General features: G+C 66.3%; 18 protein-coding genes and 2 pseudogenes. 16 read left to right on the top strand and 4 right to left on the bottom strand.

The annotated features are described in order from the left end of the window. The first annotated feature begins 504 nt into the window (after window positions 1–504). The 7 genes from NJF35_RS24090 (at window position 505) to NJF35_RS24060 (ending at window position 7784) form a co-directional block, all read left to right on the top strand. Window positions 505–822, top strand: a complete 318-nt coding sequence (locus NJF35_RS24090; protein ID WP_225786887.1) for a hypothetical protein — start codon at window positions 505–507, stop codon at window positions 820–822. 11 nt (window positions 823–833) lie between these two features. Beyond that, window positions 834–1466, top strand: a complete 633-nt coding sequence (locus NJF35_RS24085; RefSeq protein ID WP_225786886.1) for a hypothetical protein — start codon at window positions 834–836, stop codon at window positions 1464–1466. 107 nt (window positions 1467–1573) lie between these two features. Beyond that, window positions 1574–2389, top strand: a complete 816-nt coding sequence (locus tag NJF35_RS24080; RefSeq protein WP_225786885.1) for a matrixin family metalloprotease — start codon at window positions 1574–1576, stop codon at window positions 2387–2389. A 259-nt stretch (window positions 2390–2648) separates the two neighbouring features. After that, window positions 2649–3131: a formate dehydrogenase subunit gamma gene (locus NJF35_RS24075; protein WP_253081128.1), complete on the top strand. Its 483-nt coding sequence runs from the start codon at window positions 2649–2651 to the stop codon at window positions 3129–3131. Next, window positions 3125–4684, top strand: coding sequence for a formate dehydrogenase beta subunit (locus NJF35_RS24070; protein ID WP_253081127.1), 1560 nt, complete (start codon window positions 3125–3127; stop codon window positions 4682–4684). Before NJF35_RS24075 ends, NJF35_RS24070 begins: the two co-directional genes overlap by 7 nt. Beyond that, window positions 4681–7566 (top strand): formate dehydrogenase subunit alpha, encoded by a 2886-nt coding sequence (gene fdhF, locus NJF35_RS24065; RefSeq protein WP_253081126.1) that lies wholly within the window; start codon window positions 4681–4683, stop codon window positions 7564–7566. The genes NJF35_RS24070 and fdhF overlap by 4 nt, the downstream gene beginning before the upstream one ends. Beyond that, window positions 7563–7784, top strand: coding sequence for a formate dehydrogenase subunit delta (locus NJF35_RS24060; RefSeq protein ID WP_225786881.1), 222 nt, complete (start codon window positions 7563–7565; stop codon window positions 7782–7784). Before fdhF ends, NJF35_RS24060 begins: the two co-directional genes overlap by 4 nt. A 77-nt stretch (window positions 7785–7861) precedes the next feature. Here NJF35_RS24060 and NJF35_RS24750 read toward each other — a convergent pair. Next, a pseudogene (locus NJF35_RS24750) lies at window positions 7862–7972 on the bottom strand (helix-turn-helix domain-containing protein); the annotation flags it as partial. A 257-nt stretch (window positions 7973–8229) separates the two neighbouring features. Between NJF35_RS24750 and NJF35_RS24055 the strand changes: the two are divergent. The 6 genes from NJF35_RS24055 (at window position 8230) to NJF35_RS24030 (ending at window position 13917) form a co-directional block, all read left to right on the top strand. Beyond that, window positions 8230–10470 carry a TonB-dependent siderophore receptor gene (locus NJF35_RS24055; protein ID WP_225786880.1) on the top strand — a complete coding sequence of 747 codons (2241 nt, stop codon included), beginning with the start codon at window positions 8230–8232 and terminating at the stop codon, window positions 10468–10470. Window positions 10471–10615: 145 nt separating this feature from the next. Beyond that, window positions 10616–10903 carry an iron transporter gene (locus NJF35_RS24050; RefSeq protein WP_253091574.1) on the top strand — a complete coding sequence of 96 codons (288 nt, stop codon included), beginning with the start codon at window positions 10616–10618 and terminating at the stop codon, window positions 10901–10903. Next, window positions 10900–12426: a PepSY-associated TM helix domain-containing protein gene (locus NJF35_RS24045; protein ID WP_225786878.1), complete on the top strand. Its 1527-nt coding sequence runs from the start codon at window positions 10900–10902 to the stop codon at window positions 12424–12426. Before NJF35_RS24050 ends, NJF35_RS24045 begins: the two co-directional genes overlap by 4 nt. After that, window positions 12423–12764: a DUF3325 domain-containing protein gene (locus NJF35_RS24040; protein ID WP_225786877.1), complete on the top strand. Its 342-nt coding sequence runs from the start codon at window positions 12423–12425 to the stop codon at window positions 12762–12764. The genes NJF35_RS24045 and NJF35_RS24040 overlap by 4 nt, the downstream gene beginning before the upstream one ends. Before the next feature lie 56 nt (window positions 12765–12820). Beyond that, on the top strand, window positions 12821–13360 hold the full coding sequence (locus tag NJF35_RS24035) for a histidine phosphatase family protein (protein ID WP_253091573.1): 540 nt from the start codon (window positions 12821–12823) through the stop codon (window positions 13358–13360). 116 nt (window positions 13361–13476) lie between these two features. Further along, the gene (locus NJF35_RS24030; RefSeq protein WP_225786875.1) at window positions 13477–13917 is read left to right on the top strand and encodes a hypothetical protein; all 441 of its coding nucleotides are present in this window, start codon (window positions 13477–13479) and stop codon (window positions 13915–13917) included. Window positions 13918–13931: 14 nt separating this feature from the next. Here NJF35_RS24030 and NJF35_RS24025 read toward each other — a convergent pair whose 3' ends face one another. Together NJF35_RS24025 and NJF35_RS24020 are read right to left on the bottom strand one after the other, a co-directional pair. After that, window positions 13932–14717 carry a sulfite exporter TauE/SafE family protein gene (locus NJF35_RS24025; RefSeq protein ID WP_225786874.1) on the bottom strand — a complete coding sequence of 262 codons (786 nt, stop codon included), beginning with the start codon at window positions 14715–14717 and terminating at the stop codon, window positions 13932–13934. Between the two features lie 123 nt (window positions 14718–14840). Then, a complete protein-coding gene (locus tag NJF35_RS24020; RefSeq protein ID WP_225786873.1) occupies window positions 14841–15464 on the bottom strand; it encodes a helix-turn-helix domain-containing protein in 624 nt (207 codons plus the stop codon). Between the two features lie 113 nt (window positions 15465–15577). Here NJF35_RS24020 and NJF35_RS24015 point away from each other — a divergent pair, with 113 nt between their 5' ends. The 3 genes from NJF35_RS24015 (at window position 15578) to NJF35_RS24005 (ending at window position 18231) form a co-directional block, all read left to right on the top strand. Beyond that, entirely contained in the window at window positions 15578–16714 is a 1137-nt protein-coding gene (locus NJF35_RS24015) for an NAD(P)/FAD-dependent oxidoreductase (RefSeq protein WP_225786872.1), read from the top strand. Window positions 16715–16726: 12 nt separating this feature from the next. Further along, a complete protein-coding gene (locus tag NJF35_RS24010) occupies window positions 16727–17104 on the top strand; it encodes a RidA family protein (RefSeq protein ID WP_225786871.1) in 378 nt (125 codons plus the stop codon). Between the two features lie 62 nt (window positions 17105–17166). Beyond that, window positions 17167–18231: a hypothetical protein gene (locus tag NJF35_RS24005; protein ID WP_225786870.1), complete on the top strand. Its 1065-nt coding sequence runs from the start codon at window positions 17167–17169 to the stop codon at window positions 18229–18231. Window positions 18232–18317: 86 nt separating this feature from the next. Here the strand turns inward: NJF35_RS24005 and NJF35_RS24000 are convergent. Further along, window positions 18318–18525, bottom strand: a pseudogene (locus NJF35_RS24000) (chemotaxis protein); the annotation flags it as partial.

The raw sequence follows: 18525 nt of genomic DNA, 5'->3' as shown, positions 1-18525 counted from the left end.
GAAATCGGAAAAGCTCATCTGACTCATGGGCAAGACTTGCTGGGGGGCTGAACGGAGGGCTATTTCAGCACAGGTCGGGCGGCTTGTGCTGACTTGATCGGAGAATCCCTAGGTGGTTGGTACAAAAATGGTACGCAGCCAGAAATTGATGCCTACAGGCCTTGTAAATAAAGTCATTCAGGAAGATTGGGCCCAATCCATCATCGGTGCCACGGAAAAGCGGCGGGACGGCTCAGGGCGCGTGGTGGTGGTTGGGATCACGGTTTCTGCTGGCATGGTTCACGGCGGGTAACGAAAGCGGTCGGGAATGTCTGCGGCGCACGCATGTCGGGGTGGACACATCGGGAAAGATTGCGAAAGCGGCGGTTACATTGCTGGGCGCCGCTGCGCAGACAACAGGGCCATAGTCTACCAAGAGTGTTCGCGGTTTACCTCCCGAAGGGTTGGGCAACCGTCGGTCGCTCAGGTTCACCACATGGGTGGACGTCCTCATGAATTTGTACGATGATTTTCGTATCGACAGGGAAGACTATGGAGAATGGCTTCAGGAAGGCCAGGCGCGACCTGATCGCGGCCCTTGAGAGGGGTGACTACCTGCATGTGTCGCGTGGCGACATCGAGGTGAAGAACCTGCTGGCGACAGGGGCGGTTTCGGCGCAGGAGGTGATCGGCATCGTTCGCGCGTGCAGCGGCATGCACCACGCCTGCAGCCCCCATCACGCCGTCGCGCAAATCGATGTCCATGTGCTCAGGCGGCACGGCTGGTACATCAAGTTCTATTTCATCGAGCCAGGAGCCTGGTTCATCAGCGTACATCGGTGAGACCCCAGATCATGAAGATCCTTTTCGAAGGCGATAGCGGCAAGGCGCTCTGCGAGCATTGCCAGGCCGTGGTGCAGACCCGCTACGTGCGTCGCGACGTGCCATTCAGCGATGGCCAGGGCCAGGCGCGGGACATCCTGGTCGGCGTGTGCACGCACTGCGATACGGTAGTCGCCATTCCGCCGCAGTCCACGCCGGCCATCCGCGAGGCGCGCAAGCAACAACTCAAGTCCATCGAGGCGCGGTTGCCGGCGGTCTACCTCGATGCCCTCGACGCGGCCATGCACGCGGTCAGCTGCGAAGCCGGGGCCAACCTGCGCAAGCTGTTCCTCGGCCATTACTTCCAGTTGCTGGTGCAGGCCAGCCAGGGCGAGCAACTGCTGCCGGCCCACGAGGCGTTCGCCCGCTCGCTGGACGAGCAGCGGCGTCAGCGCGGCCTGCCGCCTTCGGGGGCGACCCGCCGCCTGTCGATGAAGGTCAACCCCCACGTGGCCGAGGATTTCCTGGCGCTGCAGCAGCAAACCCGGATGACCCAGACCGAGCTGCTCAAGTCGGTGATCGCGCGGATCCAGGCGGATGTCCTCGAGGCGCGCGATCCGGGGGTGATCCTCGCCCTGCAACGCTTGGCGCGGCTGGCCGTGTAGGCGATCGAGGCGTGCGCGGGCCTGGGGCGACTGACAGCCCTGGGCTTGCAGGCGGCCCAGGGTCAGCTAGCTTTTCGTGCAATCATCCCCCATGCAAGGAGAACGCAATGGCGGCTCGAACCCCCAGGAAGAAAACCGACAACCACCCGGCACAGGCGTCCGTCGACCCGTTCCGCCTCAAGCCGAGCGGCGGGCCAGAGGAAGGTCTGGATCCGAAAGTGCACGTGTATGGACATAAGCAGAACATCATCTGTGCCACCGAATCCCGCGGCCATGTGCGCAACGTTGCCGAACTGCAGCTGGACGCCACCCAGGGCTTCATTCCGCTCTGGCGCGAAGACACCATCCTCAGGTGGCGCTTCCAGGAGCAATCGCTGGCGCGCTTCGCTGCGCCCGACGCCGCCAAGGCCAGGATCGAGCAGCTTTTCTGCCAGGCCCTACGGGCTTGGGGCGACGCCGTGCCGATCGCCTTCGCCAGGGATGACGACGCCTGGGATTTCCAGATCGTCGTCCAGCAGGTCGAACGCTGCGACGGGGCAGGAGCCTGCGTATTGGCGAGTGCCTTCTTTCCCGACCCCGGGCGGCACGACCTGGTGATCTACCCGACGCTGTTCAAGCAGGACGAGGCCGAGCAGGTCGAGACCATCGCCCACGAGCTGGGCCATGTGTTCGGCCTCCGGCACTGGTTCGCGCCCCAGCAGGAGGCGGATTTCCCCAGCATTCCATTCGGCTCGCAGAAACCGGTCTCGATCATGAACTACGGCCCTGACAGCCAACTGACCGAGGACGACAGGAACGACCTGAAAGCCCTGTACTCGGCCGCCCATAGCGGGGCGCTCACCCACATCAACGGCACCCCCATCCGCCTGGTGGCGCCGTTCCATACCCTGCGGGAACAGTTCCAGGCCCTGCCGTTGAAGTGAGTACGGCGGCCGCCACGGCATCCTGGGCGGACCCCTGGTCGGTTTCAGGATGCGCCTGGTCGTTTGGGTGCAACCTGCCGGCGCCAGGAGTGCCATGCTTGCAGGATGCCCAGGGGAACCAGTGCGCGCAGACGCACGGCCATGGGCAAGGAGGGCGCCCGTATACCACGTGACCGTGACGTGACCGGTGCGCCACAGCAGAACACGCCGGACGCCTGCCCGCCGCGGCAGCCTTGTCCGTGATGCCGAGGTCCGCTGTATGCCTGATGAGACGCTTCACCTGCCATTGATCCAGGACGCGCTGGAACGCCACAAGGCCATGCCCGGCGCCCTGTTGCCAATCCTCCACGCCATCCAGGACGGCGCAGGCTTCGTGCCGGATGCCGCCGTCCCCGAGATCGCCCATGCCCTCAACCTCAGCCAGGCCGAGGTGCGCGGGGTGATCAGTTTCTACCACGATTTCCGTACCACACCGCCGGCGCGCCACACCCTGCGCCTGTGCCGGGCCGAATCCTGCCAGAGCCGGGGCGCCGAGGCCCTGGCTGCACAGTTGCGCGAGCAGTTGGCGCTGGATGACCACGGCACCAGCGCCGATGGCGCCATCAGCCTGCGACCGGTGTACTGCCTGGGCGCCTGCGCCTGCTCGCCGGCCCTGGAACTGGACGGCCGGCTGCATGCCCGCCTCACCCCCGAGCGCCTGCGTGCCCTGGTCAACGGCTGCCTGGAGGACGAAGAATGCTGAAGCTCTTCATCCCCTGTGACTCGGTGGCCCGCGCCGTGGGCGCCGACCAGGTCGCCGAGGCGCTGGCCGACGAGGCCGGGCGCCGGCAAGTGGCGTTGGATATCCAGCGCACCAGTTCCCGAGGGCTGTACTGGCTGGAACCTTTGCTGGAGCTCGAGGGCGCCACTGGGCGCATGGGCTTCGGGCCGGTCACGCCTGAAGACGTGCCCAGCCTGCTGGATGCCCTGATGGGCGAAGCAGGTGGCCATTCCCTGGCCCTGGGGCCGGTGGAGGACATCCCCTACCTCAAGTCCCAGCAGCGTCTGCTGTTCGCCCGTGCCGGTATCACCCGGCCGTTGTCGCTGGAGGACTACCGTGCCCATGACGGGTTCGAAGGGCTGGCCCGTGCCGTGGCGCTCGAGGGGGCGGACGTGGTTGCCGCCGTGCTCGACTCCGGCCTGCGTGGCCGTGGCGGCGCGGCATTCCCCGCCGGCATCAAGTGGCGTACCGTGCGCGAGGCTGGGGCAGGGCAGAAGTACGTGGTGTGCAACGCCGACGAGGGTGACTCGGGCACCTTCGCCGACCGCATGCTGATGGAGGGCGACCCCTTCCTGCTGATCGAGGGCATGGCCATCGCCGGCCTCGCCGTGGGGGCCGACAAGGGCTACATCTACGTGCGCTCGGAGTACCCGGACGCGATTCGTGTGCTGGACGCGGCCTGCGCCATCGCCCGTGAGGCAGGCTACCTGGGCGAGGACGTCGCCGGCAGTGGCCGGGCCTTCGACCTGGAGGTGCGGGTCGGTGCCGGCGCCTACATCTGTGGCGAGGAAACCGCGCTGCTCGAATCCCTCGAAGGCAAGCGCGGCATCGTCCGCGCCAAGCCACCGCTCCCGGCCCTGGAGGGGCTGTTCGGCCGACCGACCCTGGTGCACAACGTGCTCACCCTGGCCTCGGTGCCGGTGATCCTGGCCAGGGGCGCGGCGTTCTATCGCGACTTCGGCATGGGCCGCTCGCTGGGCACCATGCCGTTCCAGCTGGCCGGCAACATTCGCCGGGGTGGCCTGGTGGAGCGTGCCTTCGGCCTGAGCCTGCGCGAGCTGGTCGAGGACTATGGCGGCGGCACCGCCAGCGGTCGGCCGTTGAAGGCGGCGCAGGTTGGCGGCCCCTTGGGCGCCTGGGTGCCCCCCAGCCATTTCGACACCCCGCTGGACTACGAGGCCTTCGCTGCCATGGGCGCGATGCTGGGCCACGGTGGCGTGGTGGTGGCCGACGATACCCTGAACATGGCCAGCATGGCGCGCTTCGCCCTGCAGTTCTGTGCCGAAGAATCCTGCGGCAAGTGCACGCCGTGCCGGATCGGCTCGACCCGTGGCATGGAGGTGGTGGACCGGCTGATCGCCAGCAGCGACCTCGGCGAACGCCACGACCAGGCCCTGCTGCTGCGCGACCTGTGCGACACCATGCAGTACGGCTCGCTCTGCGCCATGGGCGGCATGACCGCCTATCCCGTGGCCAGTGCCCTCAAGTATTTCCCCGCCGACTTCGGTCTGACCACCACGGAGGCCGCGCAGTGATCAATTTCTTCGACCCCGCCAACGACATCGACCTGGGCACGCCGGCCCGCGACAGCGACGTGCAGGTCAGCCTGGTCATCGATGGCCGCTCCATCAGCGTGCCTGCCGGCACCTCGGTGATGCGTGCCGCGGCACTGCTCGGCACCAGCATTCCCAAGTTGTGCGCCACCGACAGTCTGGAGGCCTTTGGCTCCTGCCGCCTGTGCATGGTGGAGATCGAGGGCATGCGCGGCTATCCAGCCTCGTGCACCACACCGGTCAGCGAAGGCATGGTGGTGCGTACCCAGACGTCGCGCCTGGCCGACCTGCGGCGCAACGTCATGGAGCTGTACATCTCCGACCACCCGCTGGACTGCCTGACCTGCTCGGCCAACGGCAACTGCGAGCTGCAGACCGTGGCCGGCCAGGTCGGCCTGCGCGAGGTGCGCTACGGCTACGACGGTGCCAACCACCTGGCCGAGCAGAAGGACGTCTCCAACCCGTACTTCGACTACGAGCCGAGCAAGTGCATCGTCTGCAGCCGCTGCGTGCGTGCCTGCGAAGACATCCAGGGCACCTTCGCCCTGACCATCACCGGGCGCGGTTTCGAGTCGCGGGTGGCCGCCGCCGGCGGGGACAACTTCCTCACCTCCGAATGCGTCTCCTGCGGCGCCTGCGTGCAAGCCTGCCCGACCGCCACCCTGAGCGAGAAAAGCCTGGTCCAGCTCGGCCAGCCCGAGCGTGCCGTCATCACCACCTGCGCCTATTGCGGCGTGGGCTGTTCGTTCCGCGCCGAGATGAAGGGCGACCAGCTGGTACGCATGGTCCCGGACAAGAGCGGTGGCGCCAACCACGGCCACGCCTGTGTCAAGGGCCGTTTCGCCTGGGGCTATGCCACCCATCCGGACCGCATCACCAAGCCGATGATCCGCAAGCACATCGACGATCCGTGGCAGGAAGTCAGCTGGGACGAGGCGCTCACCTACGCCGCCAGCGAGTTTCGCCGTATCCAGCTCAAGCATGGGCGCGACTCCATCGGCGGTATCACCTCCAGCCGTTGCACCAACGAGGAGGCCTACCTGGTGCAGAAGCTGGTGCGCGCCGCTTTCGGCAACAACAACGTCGACACCTGTGCGCGGGTCTGCCATTCGCCGACCGGCTACGGCCTCAAGCAGACCCTGGGCGAGTCGGCCGGCACCCAGAGCTTCGACTCGGTGATGCAGGCCGACGTCATCCTGGTGATCGGCGCCAACCCCACCGACGCCCACCCGGTGTTCGGCTCGCAACTCAAGCGCCGCCTGCGCGAGGGCGCGCGGCTGATCGTCATCGACCCACGGCGCATCGACCTGGTGGACTCGCCCCATGCCCGCGCCGAACTGCACCTGCAACTGCGCCCTGGCACCAACGTGGCCATGCTCAATGCCCTGGCCCATGTGATCGTCACCGAGGGACTGCTCGACCAGGCCTTCGTCGACGCCCGCTGCGAGGCGGAGGATTTTGCCCGCTGGCGCGATTTCGTCAGCCTCGCGGAAAACGCCCCCGAGGTGCTGGGGCCGGTGTGCGGCGTGCCCGCCGAGCAGATCCGCGCCGCTGCCCGGCTGTATGCCACCGGCGGCAACGCGGCGATCTACTACGGCCTGGGCGTCACCGAGCACAGCCAGGGCAGCACCGCGGTGATGGGCATCGCCAACCTGGCCATGGCCACCGGCAACATCGGTCGCGAAGGGGTAGGGGTGAACCCCCTGCGTGGGCAGAACAATGTCCAGGGCTCTTGCGACATGGGCTCGTTCCCCCATGAGCTGCCAGGCTACCGGCACATCTCCAACGAGGGGGTGCGCAGCGAGTTCGAGCAGGCCTGGGGCGTCACCTTGCAGCCTGACCCGGGCCTGCGCATCCCCAACATGTTCGAGGCGGCCCTGGATGGCAGCTTCAAGGCCCTCTACTGCCAGGGCGAGGATATCGCCCAGAGCGACCCCAACACCCAGCACGTCACCGCGGCCCTGATGGCCATGGAGTGCGTGGTGGTGCAGGACATCTTCCTCAACGAGACGGCCAAGTTCGCCCATGTGTTCCTGCCGGGCAGTTCGTTCCTGGAGAAGGACGGCACCTTCACCAACGCCGAGCGGCGCATCTCGCGGGTGCGCAAGGTCATGGAGCCGCTGGCCGGCAAGGCCGACTGGGAAGCCACCGTGGCCCTGTCCAATGCCCTGGGCTACCGCATGGACTACCGCCATCCCTCCGAGATCATGGACGAGATCGCCCGCCTGACCCCGACCTTCCAGCGGGTCAGCTACGCGCAGCTCGACCGCCACGGCAGCCTGCAATGGCCGTGCAACGATGCCGCGCCGCAGGGTACCCCGACCATGCACATCGACCAGTTCGTGCGCGGCAAGGGGCGCTTCATGCTGACCGGCTACGTGCCGACCGACGAGAAGGCCAACAGCCGCTATCCGTTGCTGCTGACCACCGGGCGTATCCTCAGCCAGTACAACGTCGGCGCCCAGACCCGACGCACCGGCAATGTCGCCTGGCACGCCCAGGACCGTCTGGAAATCCACCCGACCGACGCCGAGAGCCGCGGCATCAAGGACGGAGACTGGGTCGGCGTGGGCAGCCGCGCCGGGCAGACGGTGTTGCGCGCCAAGGTCAGCGGTCGGGTAGCGCCGGGGGTGGTGTACACCACCTTCCACTTCCCTGAGTCGGGCGCCAACGTGATCACCACCGACAACTCCGACTGGGCCACCAACTGCCCCGAGTACAAGGTCACGGCCGTAGAGGTGGTGCGGGTGTTCCAGCCATCGGAGTGGCAGAAGCGCTACCAGGCGTTCAGCGATGAACAACGGCGCTTGCTCAAGGAGCGTCGCCAGGCCGAGAAGTCCGAGAAAGCCGAGGTGCGCCGATGAGCAGCGAGAACCTGGTCAAGATGGCCAACCAGATCGCCCACTACTTCGCCAGCGAGCCCGACCGGGCGCTGGCGGTGCAGGGGGTGAGGCAGCACCTGCAGAACTTCTGGACGCCAGCCATGCGTCGGCAACTGGAGGCGTGGTTGCAGGCCAACCCGGGGGAGGGGTTGGACCCGCTGGTTCGGGAGGCGATCGAGGTAGCGAAGGCGCCGGCGTAGCGGTTCTGGACTCGCACTTCGAAGGTGTTTGCCCAAGAATCCCGGCGACACCCGGGGTGTCGCCAAGGACAGGGATGTCACCTTCCCTGCAATACCTCTCGAAACACATCCGGCCGTGCGGCCGCCATGTGGAGCAGGGTGCGAACGGCGCCGGATGGCGTGCGTCGCCCCTGTTCCCATTCTTGAAGCCCGCATCGTCGATGTGGGGGCTGGGGGCCAACCCAGCGCACGGCAGTGCCAAATCCGATGCGTGCTCACAAACGACTGGCATGAAAGTTCCCCCCGCAATCTGTAAATTTCGTAAATAAGATACAAACACATTTGAGAATTATTATATTCGCCATCCCTGAGGGCCCCACGCAACGTTCGTGAGGCCAGTGGCTCTGTGTGCGCTGTCTTCCAGGCGGTCGCGCCTTTTCGCTCATGAACTGCAGGAGATGTGTCGATGCAATCCAGAACCTCCCCCAACAGCCTGGCCCTGGCCTTCGTCGCATTGGCGTCGCCGGCCATGCTGGCCACGGCGGCACAGGCCGAGGAGAACCCGTCCGGCGAGGTGCTGGAGGTGCCGGTCGACAGCAACGCGCTGGTGATCCAGAACACCCTGGTCACGGCCGAGCGTGAGGCACGCCAGGCACTGGGCTCGTCGATCATCACCGAAGAGGACATCAAGCGCCGCCCCCCGGCCAACGACCTGTCCGACATCATCCGTCGCGAACCAGGGGTCAACCTGACCGGCAACAGCGCCAGCGGCGCGCGTGGCAACAACCGCCAGATCGACCTGCGCGGCATGGGCCCGGAGAACACCCTGATCCTCATCGACGGCAAGCCGTCCAACGCCCGCAATGCCGTGCGCTACGGCTGGAACGGCGACCGCGACACCCGCGGCGAGACCAACTGGGTGCCGGCCGAGGCGGTCGAGCGCATCGAGATCCTCCGTGGCCCAGCCGCGGCGCGTTATGGTTCCGGTGCCATGGGCGGGGTGGTGAACATCATCACCAAGCGCCCGACCGACGAGCTCAAGGGCAACCTCAACCTGTACACCCAGTTGCCCGAAGACAGTGCCGAAGGCGCCAGCCAGCGCGCCAACTTCAACGTCAGCGGCGGGCTGACCGACGACCTGGGCTTTCGCCTCTACGGTGGCCTGGCCAAGACCGACGCCGACGACCTGGACATCAACGCCAAGCACGCCAACAGTGCCCTGGTGGCCGGGCGCGAGGGCGTGCGCAACAAGGACATCAATGGCCTGCTGAGCTGGAGGCTCAACGACGAGCATCGCCTCGAGCTCAGCGCCGGCTATAGCCGCCAGGGCAATATCTACGCCGGCGACACCATGAACAGCAACGGCGGTGGCAACATCGACCTGATCTCCAGCCTGTATGGCCACGAGACCAACGTCATGCAGCGCAACACCTACGACCTGACCCACCTGGGCGACTTCACCTGGGGTACCAGCAAGACCGTGCTGGCCTACGAGTACGTGCGCAACTGGCGCCTCAACGAAGGCCTGGCAGGGGGCCCGGAAGGGTCGATCAACGACTCTGGCGCGGCGATGTCGCGGCTGCGCAACACCCGCCTGACCAGCGAAGCGAGCCTGCCGTTCGCGATGGGCAGCACCGAGCACGTGCTGACCCTGGGTGGCGAGTACCTCTATGAAACCCTCAACGACCAGGGGTCGTTCCGCCCGCAGAGCTTCGACCCGAGCGGCTCCGGCAGCGACGTGATCGCCGGTTTCGATCGCAGCGACTCGAAGATGTCGGCCAAGAGCTATGCGCTGTTCGTCGAGGACAACATCGTCATCGGCGACACCACCGTCACCCCTGGCTTGCGCCTGGATCATCACGAGGAATTCGGCGACAACCTCAGCCCGAGCCTGAACCTGTCGCACAAGCTCACCGACGATCTGACCGTCAAGGGCGGCATCGCCCGGGCCTACAAGACGCCGAACCTGTACCAGTACAACCCCAACTACCTGCTCTACAGCCGTGGCAACGGCTGCAGCGTGCAACAGACCAACTCCGGGGGCTGTTACTTGCAGGGTAATGCCGACCTCGATCCGGAAATCAGCGTCAACAAGGAAATCGGCCTGCTGTATGACCGTGGCACCTGGCGTACCAGCGCGACCTACTTCCGCAATGACTACAAGAACAAGATCATCGGCGGTACCGACGTGGTCTACACCATCAACAGCGGCCGCCGCGTGACCCAGTGGGAGAACGCCGGCAAGGCACGGGTGGAAGGTATCGAGGGCAACTTCTTCATCGAGCTGAGCCCGACCCTGGACTGGAACACCAACCTGACCTGGATGCTCGACAACGACAACCGCGAGACTGGCGAGCCGCTGTCGGTGATCCCCGAGTACACGGTCAACACCACCCTCGACTGGCGTGCCACCGACAAGCTGTCGTTCCAGCTGGCGGGCACCTACTTCGGCAAGCAGAAGTCGCCGACCTACAACTACCGCACCCAGCAGGACTATGACCAAGAGGCCCAGCAGGACGTGGAGGCCTATGGCCTGGTGGATGTCAGCGCCGGGTACAGGTTCAACGCCAACTATGACGTGCGGGTAGGGGTGAACAACGTCTTCGACAAGCAGATCTACCGTGGCGGCAATGCCAGCAGCTCGGGCGCCAATACCTACAACCAGCCGGGGCGTGCGGTGTTCGCTTCGTTGAACATCTCGTTCTGATCGTTGGAACCGCTTCGCGCCCCGACAAGCCCGCGCCCACATGGACCGCGCCGATCTTGAGATCGGCGCCGAATCTGTGGGCGCGGGCTTGTCGGTGTGCCGAGCCGACGCGAAGCGGCCCCGAATGCCCCTCAAGGAGCAACCGATGAGCACTCTCCCCACCTGGCTGGCCATCTTCTCCCGCAGCGCCGCCGCACTGCTTGGCGGCTACGCCTTCAGCTACGCCGCCACCACCTGCCTGGCCCGCGTGCTGCCACTGGCACCTGGCGACGCGGTGATCGTCGCCACGCTGCCGGCGTTCGTTTTCTACACCGCCGCGATCCTCTGGGCGTTCGCCAGCCGTGACGCCCTGCATGCCTGGATGCCCTTGGCCATTTCCGTACCGCTGGCGCTGCTGGGCTTCTGGCCGCAGGCGATGGGGTGGTTGCCATGAAGAACACCTTCACCCAATCGATGGCCTGGCTGCATACCTGGGCCGGGCTGATCTTCGGCTGGCTGCTGTTCGCCATCTTCGTCACCGGCACCCTGGCGGTGTTCGACAAGGAGCTCAACCACTGGATGCAGCCGGAGATCCCGGCCACCGACGTCTCCCAGGCCGATGCCGCGCGGCGTGCCATCGCCTACCTGCAAGCCCACGAAGCGGATGCCAACAACTGGGGCATCAGCCTGCCCAGCGAACGCGCCCCGGGGCTGCGCGTGTCCACCGGCGAACGCCGCCATGGCGGTGGCGTGCAACTCGATCCGCAGACCGGCGAGCCGTTGGCGGTGCGCGACAGCGTTGGCGGTAATTTCTTCTTCCGCTTCCATTTCACCCTCGACCTGCCGCGCAACTGGGGCATCTTCGTGGTCGGAGCGCTGGCCCTGGTGATGCTGGCGGCGCTGGTGACCGGTATCGTGATCCACAAGAAGATCTTCAAGGAGTTCTTCACCTTCCGCCCGGACAAGGGGCAGCGCTCCTGGCTGGATTTCCACAATGCCAGTGCCGTGCTGTTGCTGCCGTTCCACCTGATGATCACCTACACGGGGTTGGTGATCTTCATGCTGATCTACATTCCCGCAGGCGTGGATGCCCTGTTCGACGGTGATACCCGGGCGTACTTCCAGGCCCAGGGCAATACCCGCCTGGAACAGCCACGGCGCCTGGCCAAGGTGCCGGGCGAACTGGTCGACATCGCGCCGCTGCTGGCCCAGGCCGAGGCACGGCTGGGGCCGATCGGTGGCCTGAATATCCGCAACCCCAATACGGCTGGGGCACGCATCGAGATCCGGCCGCAGCTGGGCAACCGTATCGCCTTGACCAAGGGCCAGGCGATGGTCTTCGACGGCGTCAGCGGCAAGCTGCTCAGCGATGTGCCCGAGCTGCGCCCGGCGCCATTGACCCAACGGGTGATGGTCGGCCTGCACTTCGCCCAGTTCGGTGGCTACCCCATGCGTTGGCTGTACTTCGTCTGTGGCCTGGTCAGTTGCGCGATGATCGCCAGTGGTTTGGTGCTGTTCTGCGTCAAACGCGGGCGCAAGTACGCCACGGTCACGGCCGAGGCATCGGCGCGACGCTGGTATCGCCTGGCCGAGGTGTGCAACGTCGGTTTCATCGCCGGCTTGCTGCTGGCCTGTGTCGCGCTGCTGTGGGCCAGCCGCCTGCTGCCTGCGGAGCTGGCCGGGCGTGAAGCGTGGGAGGTGCGGGTGTTCTTCGGGGCCTGGTTGCTGGCCTTGTTGCATGCTGGGTCGCGGCCGGCCAAGCGCGCCTGGGTCGAGCAATTGGGGCTCGTGGCGCTGCTGTGTGGTGGCCTGGGGGCGCTGGGCATGGTTACCGGCACGGCAGACAGCCTGCGCCTGGGTGTGGAGGTTACCGGGTTGGTGCTGGGCGTGGGTCTGGCCCTGGCGGCCTGGCGGGTGGCCCGTTCGGTGCCGGTGAAGGCCCGGACGCCCGCTCGGCGGATGGAGGTGGCAGGATGATGACGATGGTCATGGGGGGATTGCTGTTCGCCTATGCCGGCATGCTGGGGCTGTGCCAGGGGTTGGAGCGGCACTACAAGCAGGTTTGGCACAGGCCATGCCCGCGTGGGCTGCGCCTGGCCCTGCGCGGGTTGGGCTGGTCGTCGCTGCTGGGCAGCCTGTTGCTGTGCGCCGGGGCCTGGGGCTGGGCCATGGGACCGGTGGCCTGGTTCGGGGCGATGTCGCTGGCGGGGATGGTGCTGGTGATGGTGCTGCCGTACTGGCCGCGGGTGGCGGTGGGGCTGGTGATGCTGGTGCCGGTGTGGGGGCTGGTATTCTCCTGTGTTTCGTTGCGGTAAAAAAATCGCTGGCATGCTAAACCGGATGCCTGAACATCGCCCACGAAGAGCCCCCCGTGAAAGCTGTCCACCTTGCCTTGATCTGCCACGCTCCGACCCATGCCCTCAAGACCGGGTATTTCCACGGTATCGACGATGCCCTGTCGCCAGGCTCGGAGCGGCCTTCGCCGGCCGCGCCAGGTACCCAGCTGCTGAGCGCACCGGAGCGTCGGGCACTGGAGACGGCGGCCTGCCTGGGAACGTGCGTGGGTATCGAGCCAGCCCTGGCCGATTGCGACCTGGGGCGCTGGCAAGGCCAGGCGCTCAAGCACCTGCAGGCCGAGCAGCCGCAGGCCCTGGCCCAATGGCTGGACGACCCGCACAGTGCGCCCCACGGCGGCGAATCGATCGCCGCCTTGTGCCAACGGGTCGGCGCCTGGCTGGAGGGGTTCGACCCACCGGGCGACTGGCTGGCAGTGACCCACCCCTTCGTCATCCGTGCGGCGATGGTCCATGTGCTCGGCTGTCCGCTGGAGGCTTTCCAGCGCATCGATGTATTGCCGCTGTCGCGCCTGCCACTCAGCCGCGTGGGGCGTTGGCGGTTGCGCCTGGCCTGACGCGCGTCACAACGTGCAGAAAAAACCCGCCGCCACGTTTGAACTTGTGCGGCCCTTTGCAATCATCTTTGCGTCTCCGGCTGGAGGCTCTTTCACAGGCAATACAGGAAAGCAGCATGATGCTCACGACAAGACGGAACTGGCTGGCCCTGGCACTGGGCCTTTTCATCACCACGCCGTTGCTGGCCGCCGAGCCCGAGCGCCCACCGGTGGCCGACAAGGTGGTCGCCTACAGCGGCGAGCAGGGGATCAAGGTCTGGACCCTGCGCATCGGTGAGCGCTCGGCGAACCAGGCGCTGGTACAGGTCGATGGCATCGACCATGACTGGCAGATGCGCATCCAGAAGATGAACGTCGAGAAGTCCGAGCGGGATACGCGTTACTCCACCGAGGTCGACGGCAAGAAGTACGTTGCCCTGATCGTTCGTGGCGACTGGGCCAACCTCTACCTGCCGGGCGAGGCGCAAGAGACATCCCTGCGCTACGACCCTTCACTCTCCGAGCAGGGCAATGCCCAGTACTTCCTGACCGACTACCTGCAACAGGCGGCCAGGTAAGGGCAGCGGGCGCGTTAGAACGCCAGCTTGTAGCCGATCATCAACAGCATCCCGGCCAGGCAAGGCCGCAGCAGGTGGTCGGAGATACGCCCGGTGAGGTGGCTGCCCAGGTAGATGCCGGGCAGCGAACCGAGCAGCAGGTAGCCGAGCAACGCCCAGTCCATGTTGCCCATCCCGGCGTGGCCGAGGCCGGCCACCAGGGTCAGGGGCACGGCGTGGGCGATCTCGGTGCCCACCAGGCGGCGGGTGACCAGGAACGGGTAGAGCAGGAACAGCGCCACCGTGCCCAGCGCGCCGGCACCGATGGAGGTCAGGGTGACCATGACGCCCAGCACCACCCCGGTGAGCACGGTGAGGATGTTCAGGGTGCGGTCGCTGAGGTGGTAGTGGTCGCCGGCGTGGCGATTGGCGAAGGCCTGCAGGCGCGACTTGAACAGGATCGCCAGCGCGGTGAGGATCAGCACCACGGCCAGGCCCTGCTTGATCACCGCATTGAGCGCCGAGGTATCGGTGTGCAGGGTGCTGAGGAACCACAGCGTCAGCGCTGCCGCCGGCACGCTGCCCAGGCTCAGCAGGCCGGTGATCTTCCAGTCGATGTTCTTGTTGCGCCCATGCACCCAGACGCCACTGGCCTTGGTGATGGCGGCGTAGAGCAGGTCGGTACCCACGGCGGTGGCCGGGTTGACCCCGAACCAGAGCAGGATCGGCGTCATCAGCGAACCGCCACCGACGCCGGTCATGCCGACGATGAAACCCACGACCAGTCCCGCAATGGTGAAACCGAAAGAACCTACATCCATACGCTACTCGACTGTCCAGCTGTGCCCGTGATCGGATGGCTGCCAGCATAAAGGTTTTTTTATAGCGAAATAGACTTGTTCGTTATTAGGTTATAACCAGATATCGACTGCGGGCCTCCAAGATCAGCGGTCGGTCATCACCACCATGACATGGGCATCGCCGCCATCCTCGCTCTCAGACAGGTAGATATGCCCCACCTGGCTGTCGAAGTAAGCCGTCTCCTGGGGCCCGATGCTCACCGCCTCGCCCGTTTCGAACAGGATGCGTACCCGCCCGCTCAGGACGAGGGCGAACTCCTGGCCGGGATGGCGGATGAAGTCATCGAACTGGCCGCGCTCCCGGGCGATGATGCGGGCGTAGGCGGGGGTCATGCGCCGTTCGGGGAAGGCCCCTGCAATCGGGTGGTAGTCGTAGGTGCCGGTGGAGTAACCGGCTGCCGCGGGCAGCGAATCGACCACCACGGTCGCCGGGGCTGGCGCGCTGGCCGGGCCGCTGGCGCGGAACAACTGGGCGATGTCCAGGTTCAGGGCACGCGCCGCTGCGGCCAGCTTCTCGTAGCTGACCGAGACCTGCGCCAGCTCCATCTTCGACAGGGTCGAGACCGGCACGCCACTGAGCGCGGACAACTGCTTGAGGGTCATCTGCCGCGCCTTGCGCACCTGGCGCAGGCGCGCGCCAACCTCGGCGCGGTCGAGCAGGGGGAGGGCACCGGGGCGGTTTGGCGGGCGGGTTCGGTCGTCGGGCATCGGGGCTCTCATGTACGGCTTTGGTCGGGCATCTTACCTTGGACCCTTGCGCGATCCGAAATTCTCATATATTAGAATTCTCATAAATGATAATTGGCGCGACAGGAGCGTGCATGGCACAGATCTACGACACCCTGATCATCGGCGCCGGCATCGCCGGTGCTTCCCTGGGCTACCGCCTGGCCGGCCAGCGCCGGGTGCTGCTACTCGAGCGCGAGATGCAGCCGGGCTACCACTCCACCGGGCGCTCGGCCGCCATGTTCATGGAGGCCTACGGTACGCCGCAGATCCAGGCCCTCACCCGTGCCAGCCGTGCCTTCTACGAGCAGCCGCCGGAGGGCTTTTGCGAGCATCCCCTGCTCGAGCCCCGTGGCTGCCTGTACGTCGCTACCACCGAGCAACGCGAGCTTCTCGAAACCACCTACGCGCAGAACCTGGCCAACGGCACCGAGGTCAGCCTGCTCGACCGCGAGGCTGCCGTGGCCCTGGTACCCAGCCTGCGTGGCGAGGTCCTCGGCGGTGCGCTGCTCGAGCCGGGGGCCATGGACCTGGACGTGCATGGCCTGCACCAGGGCTTCCTGCGTGGCTACCGCGCGGCCGGTGGCGAGCTGCGCTGCAACGCCGAGCTGGTCCAGGCCCGCTACCTCGATGAGCTGTGGCAAGTGGAACTGGCCGATGGCAGCCAGTTGCAGGCTCGCCAACTGGTCAACGCCGCCGGAGCCTGGGCCGACCAGGTGGCCGGGCAGTGCGGGGTGGTCAAGGTTGGCCTGCAGCCCTGTCGGCGGAGCGCCTTCACCTTCCCGGGCCCATCGGCGCACGACTTCAGTCGCTGGCCGGCGGTGATCGGCGTGGACGAAAGCTTCTACTTCAAGCCGGACGCCGGCCAGTTGCTCGGCTCGCCGGCCAACGCTGACCCGGTCGAGCCCCAGGACGCCGCGCCAGAAGAGCTGGACGTGGCCCTGGGCATCTACAACATCGAGGCCATGACCACCCTGCAGATCCGCCGTCCCAGCCACAGTTGGGCCGGGCTGCGCTCGTTCGTCGCCGACGGCGACCTGGTGATCGGCTTCGACCCGCGTATGCCGGCGTTCTTCTGGCTGGCGGCGCAGGGCGGCTACGGCATCCAGTCCGCCGCCGGTGCCTCCCGCCTGGCCGCCGACCTGCTGCTCGGCCAGCCCCTCTGTCCGAGCTTGCTGGCCCAGGGCGTGTCGCCAGAGCAGCTGTCGCCGGCCCGTTTCCCACAACCCTGAAAGGAGCTTTCCATGAGCGATGATATCCAGCGTTTTCCCAGCAGCCTGCCGTTTCCGTTCTCCCGTGCGGTGAAGGCCGGTGGCTTTCTGTTCCTGTCCGGCCAGGTGCCGATGAGCGCGACGGGCGAAGTGGTGCGTGGCGACATCCAGGCCCAGACCCGTGCGGCCTGCGAGCGTATCGGCGAGAGCCTGGCGGCGTGCGGGGCGCGTTTCGACCAGGTGGTCAAGGTCACCGTGTGGTTGTCGGACATGGCTCATTTCGCGGGTTTCAACGAGGTCTACACGACGTTCTTCGGCGAGGCCCTGCCGGTGCGCTCCACCGTGGCGTCGGCGCTGGCGCTCGGCGTCGACGTGGAGATCGAAGTGCAGGCGTTCGTCGGGCAGGCGTGAATCGAATGCCGGGCCGTCGTGGCCTTCCCTGAAACACAACAACAATAGAGCCAGAGGTTCACATGCAAGAGCAGCTGAAGATCGCCGGTGCCTTCATCGGCGTGATCGTGGGGGCGGGCTTCGCGTCCGGGCGGGAACTGTTGCTGTTCTTCGTCGACTTTGGTGTCTGGGGGTTGGTCGGTGCGCTGGTCAGCGCCGCGTTGTTCACCTTCCTGGGCATGGCCCTGGCGGGGTTGGGCAATCGCCAGCAAGCCACCTCGCACAAGGACGTCATCCAGGCCATCTGCGGCCGTCACCTGGGCTGGTTCGTCGACTGGCTCATCACCTTCTTCATGTTCGCCGTCACCGTGGTCATGCTGGCGGGTGGTGGCGCCTTGCTGGAGCAGCAGTTCGGCGTGCCGGCTCTGGCTGGCAGCGTGCTGGTGACCCTGCTGGTGGTGGGCATCGTGTGCCTGGATGTACAGAAGGTGATCGTCGCCATCGGCGCCATCACGCCGTTGCTGATCCTGATCGCCTCGGCGATCGCCCTGTACGCGATGTTTTCCCGTGGGCAGAGCTTCGCCGAGCTCGACCGGCTGGCCAGCCAGCAGCAGGCGGGCGCCCGTCACTGGCTGCTGGGGGCGTTCCTCTATGTGTCCTACAACATCGTCGCGGGTGCGCCGATCCTGGCCATCCTCGGTGGTTCGGCCAAGGGCGAGAGGACGGCGATATGGGGCGGCTTGCTCGGTGGCGCGGCGTTGGGCGGGCTGATGCTGGTGATGAGCGCGGGGTTGCTGTCGCGCCTGGACAGCGTCGCCGAGCTGCCCATGCCGATGCTGTCGATCGCCAGCGAGGTTTCGCCGCTGCTGGGGCTGGTGATGTGCCTGATCATCTTCGGGATGATCGTCAACACGGCGGTGGGGACGTTGTTTTCCTTCCTGTCACGGTTGCTGCCGGCGGGGACGACGCAGTTTCGCTGGGGCTCGGTGGTGACCGGGGTGGTGGCGTTCGCTTGCAGCCTGGTGGGGTTCATCAGCCTGGTCGGGGAGGTGTATCCGTTCTTCGGCTACCTGGGCTTCGTGCTGATGGCAGCGGTGTTGCTGGGGTGGTTGCGGCGGGGCAAGGGCAGGAAGGTGGCGGTGGCCTGAAGGTGGGGCAAGGGATCCTCTGGGCGATCATAAAATGATGTGAGTCTCCAATCGGGGGCGCTTTGCGCCCCACTGCGGCCTTCCCCTCAGATCCTGAAGCTCCCCACCAACTGCTTCAACCGCCCGGCCTGCTGGCTCAGGGCATCGCAGTGACGCAGGGTCTCGTTGAGGTTCTCCACCCCTTGCTGGTTGAGGGTGTTGATCTGGGTGATGTCCAGGTTCAGGCTCTCGACCACCGCGCTCTGCTCCTCGGTGGCGGTGGCCACCGACTGGTTCATGCCGTCGATCTCGCCG

This window comes from Pseudomonas guariconensis (genome assembly GCF_024127895.1).
In the GTDB taxonomy this organism is placed as follows: domain Bacteria; phylum Pseudomonadota; class Gammaproteobacteria; order Pseudomonadales; family Pseudomonadaceae; genus Aquipseudomonas; species Aquipseudomonas guariconensis_B.
The sequence above is the reverse complement of the archived record's forward strand: the minus strand, read 5'-3'. Positions and strand labels throughout refer to the sequence as shown.

Excerpts from the sequence above, each read along its gene's own strand:
- NJF35_RS24055 (WP_225786880.1), top strand. The coding sequence starts at position 8,230 with ATGCAATCCAGAACCTCCCCCAACAGCCTGGCCCTGGCCTTCGTCGCA.
- NJF35_RS24050 (WP_253091574.1), top strand. The coding sequence starts at position 10,616 with ATGAGCACTCTCCCCACCTGGCTGGCCATCTTCTCCCGCAGCGCCGCC.
- NJF35_RS24070 (WP_253081127.1), top strand. The coding sequence starts at position 3,125 with ATGCTGAAGCTCTTCATCCCCTGTGACTCGGTGGCCCGCGCCGTGGGC.
- NJF35_RS24075 (WP_253081128.1), top strand. The coding sequence starts at position 2,649 with ATGCCTGATGAGACGCTTCACCTGCCATTGATCCAGGACGCGCTGGAA.
- NJF35_RS24060 (WP_225786881.1), top strand. The coding sequence starts at position 7,563 with ATGAGCAGCGAGAACCTGGTCAAGATGGCCAACCAGATCGCCCACTAC.
- NJF35_RS24025 (WP_225786874.1), bottom strand. The coding sequence starts at position 14,717 with ATGGATGTAGGTTCTTTCGGTTTCACCATTGCGGGACTGGTCGTGGGT.
- NJF35_RS24085 (WP_225786886.1), top strand. The coding sequence starts at position 834 with ATGAAGATCCTTTTCGAAGGCGATAGCGGCAAGGCGCTCTGCGAGCAT.
- NJF35_RS24045 (WP_225786878.1), top strand. The coding sequence starts at position 10,900 with ATGAAGAACACCTTCACCCAATCGATGGCCTGGCTGCATACCTGGGCC.
- NJF35_RS24030 (WP_225786875.1), top strand. The coding sequence starts at position 13,477 with ATGATGCTCACGACAAGACGGAACTGGCTGGCCCTGGCACTGGGCCTT.
- NJF35_RS24040 (WP_225786877.1), top strand. The coding sequence starts at position 12,423 with ATGATGACGATGGTCATGGGGGGATTGCTGTTCGCCTATGCCGGCATG.
- NJF35_RS24090 (WP_225786887.1), top strand. The coding sequence starts at position 505 with ATGATTTTCGTATCGACAGGGAAGACTATGGAGAATGGCTTCAGGAAG.
- NJF35_RS24080 (WP_225786885.1), top strand. The coding sequence starts at position 1,574 with ATGGCGGCTCGAACCCCCAGGAAGAAAACCGACAACCACCCGGCACAG.
- NJF35_RS24010 (WP_225786871.1), top strand. The coding sequence starts at position 16,727 with ATGAGCGATGATATCCAGCGTTTTCCCAGCAGCCTGCCGTTTCCGTTC.
- NJF35_RS24005 (WP_225786870.1), top strand. The coding sequence starts at position 17,167 with ATGCAAGAGCAGCTGAAGATCGCCGGTGCCTTCATCGGCGTGATCGTG.
- NJF35_RS24020 (WP_225786873.1), bottom strand. The coding sequence starts at position 15,464 with ATGCCCGACGACCGAACCCGCCCGCCAAACCGCCCCGGTGCCCTCCCC.
- NJF35_RS24015 (WP_225786872.1), top strand. The coding sequence starts at position 15,578 with ATGGCACAGATCTACGACACCCTGATCATCGGCGCCGGCATCGCCGGT.